This window comes from Bradyrhizobium valentinum, assembly GCF_001440405.1.
Classification (GTDB): Bacteria; Pseudomonadota; Alphaproteobacteria; order Rhizobiales; family Xanthobacteraceae; genus Bradyrhizobium; species Bradyrhizobium valentinum.
The window spans coordinates 1-4290 of record NZ_LLXX01000070.1; the positions used below are offsets into that span (position 1 = coordinate 1).

2 protein-coding genes and 2 pseudogenes are annotated in these 4290 nt (G+C 58.0%); 1 reads left to right on the forward strand and 3 read right to left on the reverse strand.

Features of this window, described 5'->3' with window-relative positions; genetic code table 11:
* From CP49_RS11795 to lpxD, 3 genes and pseudogenes are all read right to left on the reverse strand, one after another.
* Positions 1-317, reverse strand: a pseudogene (locus CP49_RS11795) (B12-binding domain-containing radical SAM protein); the annotation flags it as partial.
* A gap of 159 nt (positions 318-476) precedes the next feature.
* Positions 477-1715, reverse strand: a complete 1239-nt coding sequence (locus CP49_RS11800; protein ID WP_057850434.1) for an SAM-dependent methyltransferase — start codon at positions 1713-1715, stop codon at positions 477-479.
* 318 nt (positions 1716-2033) lie between these two features.
* Positions 2034-3059: a UDP-3-O-(3-hydroxymyristoyl)glucosamine N-acyltransferase gene (gene lpxD / locus CP49_RS11805; RefSeq protein WP_057850433.1), complete on the reverse strand. Its 1026-nt coding sequence runs from the start codon at positions 3057-3059 to the stop codon at positions 2034-2036.
* 1046 nt (positions 3060-4105) lie between these two features.
* Here lpxD and CP49_RS11810 point away from each other — a divergent pair.
* Positions 4106-4290, forward strand: a pseudogene (locus CP49_RS11810) (F0F1 ATP synthase subunit A); the annotation flags it as partial.

The following is a 4290-nucleotide window of genomic DNA, read 5'->3' on the forward strand; positions in this document are numbered from 1 at the left end:
TCAGGTCCACCGACGCATACTGGCTTGCCGTGCAGGTGGGCGAGATCGATCAGGTAGATGAAATCAGGCTGCTGGTTGAGCATACCGCCGATCATCACGAGATCGGCCCAGTCGAGGTCTGCGTCCGTCAAAGGTTCGGTGTTGCGGTTGACGAGACGGATGTCCCAATGCTTCGGCAGCATGGCAGCGACGGTGATCAGGCCGAGTGGCGCGGCCGGATACTTCGCGCCGACCAGTTCGCAGGCTTCCGTATAGTTCCAGAACGAGTTCGGAATGAACTCCGGATAGACCATTAGGACACGGCAGAGAATCGTCATGTGCCTCCCCGTAGGTTTGGGGCGCAGGGTGTCACGCAGTTTGCCGGGACTCAAGGGGCGCTTCTTCCGAAGAGTTCCATTGCCGTAAGTGATCGGCCGATCTATTCGATCATCCCGACGCGTGTCAGCAAGGTCGGTGGAATGCCGATTCGACGTCCTTCAGCCGGCCGTCTGCGCGCGCGCCCAGGCTGCCTGCTCGAAGTCGATCATGAAGTCGCGCGTGATCGGCACCGCATCACGTTTGGTCGACAGCAGAATTTGAAACACCATGTGAGAGCCATGCAGGAATTCGAGTTCGACGGCGGCAAGGTAGAATTCCCACATCCGGCAGAACCGCTCGTCGTAGATCGCAGCAGCCCGGGCTCTATTTTTGGCGAAGCGCTCGCGCCAGTGTTTCACGGTGTAGTAATAATGCAGTCGCAGCACTTCCATGTCATCGCACCACAGACCGCAGCGCTCCGTGGCAGCGAAGGTCTCGGATAGCGCCGGCACATAGGCGCCAGGAAAGATGTATTTGCGGATGAAGGGGCCGGTGGTGCCGGGCTGCGACATCCGGCCGATGCAATGGATGAAGGCATAGCCGTCAGGCGTCAGGAGCTCGCGGATTTTCAGGAAATATTCATCAAAATGACCGATGCCGACATGCTCCATCATGCCGACCGAAACCACTCGGTCAAACTGGCCGGTGAGTTGGCGATAGTCTAACTCGCGAAACGAGACGCGATGGGAGACGCCGGCGGCCTCGGCATGATCGCGTGCGGCCCTGATCTGTTCGGGCGAAACATTAACCGCGGTGACATGGGCGCCTGTTTCGCGCGCCAGATGAATGGCGAAGCCGCCCCAGCCGGAACCAATCTCGGCGACCGTCATGCCGGACTTTAATTGCAGCTTGCTGGTGGCGTGAATCAGCTTGTTGCGCTGCGCCTGTTCGAGCGTTTCATGCTCGGGGTCTCGAAAATAAGCGCAGGAATATTGCATCTGATCGTCAAGGAACAGGCGGTAAAGCTCCGTCGAGATGTCGTAGTGGTGGCGCGCATGAGCGGCGGCAAGCCAAATCGGATTGGCCTGATGCGAGCGGCGCAGGCCGCGCCACACCCGCCGCATCAGCTTCTGTGAGCCGTACGCATAAAGCCCGGCGCGGTTGACTGAGAACAGCAGCAGAAAATCATGGATTGCAGCACCGCCCTCCAGCGTGAGTCTGCCGTCCATATAGGCTTCAGCGGCGTATAGCTCCGGATTGATGAACAGCGTGGTGTAGAGCTTGCGATCGTGTAGGTGGATGGCAACGTCGGGCCCGGGCAGGCGTTCGCCGAAGACATGGATCTTGCCTTCGGCGTCGCGGACTCGCAGAGTGCCCTGGCGGATGAAGCGTCGAAGCAGATTGGACAACAAACGCACGTGGCAGTCCTCCGTGGCGCCGCAAGTCTCTGTAGCAATGTGTCCGAAAGAGGTCATGGGCGCCGGACGAAGCAGCGCTGAACGATCTCACGGAATCGAATTTTGCACCATCGAGGTACGTTTCGGGTCCTCATCGGAACTTGAGTTCAGCAATAGTATTGCAAAAGCATCTTTTTGCGTCACTGAAGACATTGCAACACTATCCCCGAAGATCGGACATGCGGGTATCCGCGGGCGTGTTCGCTTGGTGCTAACAACGGAAGTCGCAAGCGGACGTTCTCATGTACTTTGTAGACCGCTCATGCGGTACAAGCCGTGTTATCCTTCTCCCTTTGCCATCTTCTTGAGCGTGGCAATTTGCCGGAAGAAGTCTCTTTTTGGCTGAGCAGGGCTGCCAAGCACTTTAGCGCCTGGATCCACATCCGAAATAATGCCCGCCTGCGCTCCGATCTCCGCGCCTTGACCGATCCGAAGATGCCCGGCCATACCCGCCTGCCCCCCGACGCGAACGAAATCCTCTAATATGGCTGAACCCGAAATACCGACCTGTGCGACGATGACACAACACCGGCCGAGGATAACATTGTGGCCGATCTGGACGAGGTTATCGAGACGGGAGCCGGCACCGATCACCGTGTCTCGCAATGATCCTCGATCAATCGTGGTGTTCGCACCCACTTCGACATCGTCTTCAAGAATAACTCTCCCAAGCTGGGGAACGGAGAGAAATCCTTCTACGGTGGAGGCAAACCCAAATCCTTCCTGTCCGATCCGAGCGCCGGGATAGACATAAACCCGTGCTCCCAAAAGCGCATGGCTTAGGCTTGCATGTGCGCCAATCCGGCAGTCCCGACCGACAATCACGCCGCTGCCGATAACCGCGCAAGGACCAATCCGACATCCAGGTCCTATCTCTGCTCCGGCCTCAATCACGGACAGCGGCCCGACCTCCGCAGACGGATCGACGCCCGCCCCCTCTGCGACAATTGCGGACGGATGGATGCCGGGAGAAACTGGACGCACAGGATAGAAGAGTGCAGCAACACGCGCCCATGCCGCGTAGGGTTCGGTGGTCCGGATCGCCACTGTCCCAGCAGGCACTCGCGCTGCCATATCAGGATGCACAATCACAGCACCGGCCGATGTCTGATCGAGTGCCGACGCATAACGTCGATTATCCAGAAAACTCACTTCATTCGAGCCAGCCGTTTGCAAGGGGGCCACACCTTCGAGGGGCAGTTCGAGTTCATCCGCAGCCCCGCGTGCCGTACTCGCAACAACGGCAAGCGAATATGGCCCACTTCGGCGAAAGAACCTTGCGTTGCCCAAAGTTGCTTCAACCATCCCCGTTTCCCTGCTAGCGAACCGGTTCAGCTAGGGTTACCCTTTTTGACTGGTGCAACGGAGCGATCGGCGCGTTGATCCAGATCAAATGCGTCAGCCCCTTATCGGGCGCAACGTGCGCGCCGCCGTGGTTCGCCTGCCCCGCCACCTCTAGCAGCGCCCCGCCTTCGTATGAACTCCGCATCTACAAACGAGATGTCCGCGCCGCGGCGCTATGACGTCGCGGGCTTCCTGCTTGCCGGCGGTAATCGCCGGTTATCCACTCGATCGATGCCAGCTAGGCTGCCGGCGTGACGGGTCGGCGCCTGCCTACCCGATCCACCGAGCCGACACAGTTCATCGGCGTTCCAGGCCGTACTCCTCTCGCGTCACCGGAGCGGCCACAGCACGACGCCGGGCCTTGGCGGGGTAATCAACCTATTGGCCATGCACCATGGCGCTCGCTTTATCGGCGCTTGTGGTCAGGAACCCGGCCATAAACAGGGTCGTCCCTAACGCGATGCATAGCTTCGTGTCTTCTCTCCTTCAGGAAACATAATTGATCCTGCGCACGCGAATATCGACGCGATCCAACGAATACGAGGCGGAGGGAACTTACGGCCATATGAGGTCGTGTCAGTTGGTTTGGATATGTCCGAGTCGGGTCACTCGCGTCGGTTTGGCCACGTACCGACGACTTCCGCTCTACCCCTATAAACAGACATCGTTGCCATGCGTCGGGATGTCTCAAAGGTGCCAATAACTGACTCATGCGCCGCAACAAGCAGCATCTCATCTCGTCAACTCGGCAGTCGTGCGGTCCTTAGAGCAACTCGAAAAATCTCAAATCTTTGCGTTCCAATTGGAAACGGGTCAGGATTGCTGAACAATCTCGAATTTGCCCCAACTCGACGTGTGAGACAGGCCCTGAGACAATGAACCTCTACCAGAAGGCCAAGGGCGCTTATGGGAGCGGGTCCAATTGACCTAAATCAACACGGCATGTGAATTGATTTAACTGTTGGTGAGAGTTTGGAGATGCCGGTCTAGTGGAGAAGGAGCCGCGCATGACACTCGACCCGATCCACCAGTTCGAAATCAAAAACTTCTTCAAGATCGGCCAGATCGGCGACCACACCATCTACTTCACCAATTCCTCAGCTTACATGCTGCTCACTGTGGCGGTAATTTGCTTACTGACTATTCGCGGCATGAAAGGCCGACAACTTGTTCCCGGCCGCTACCAGTCGAT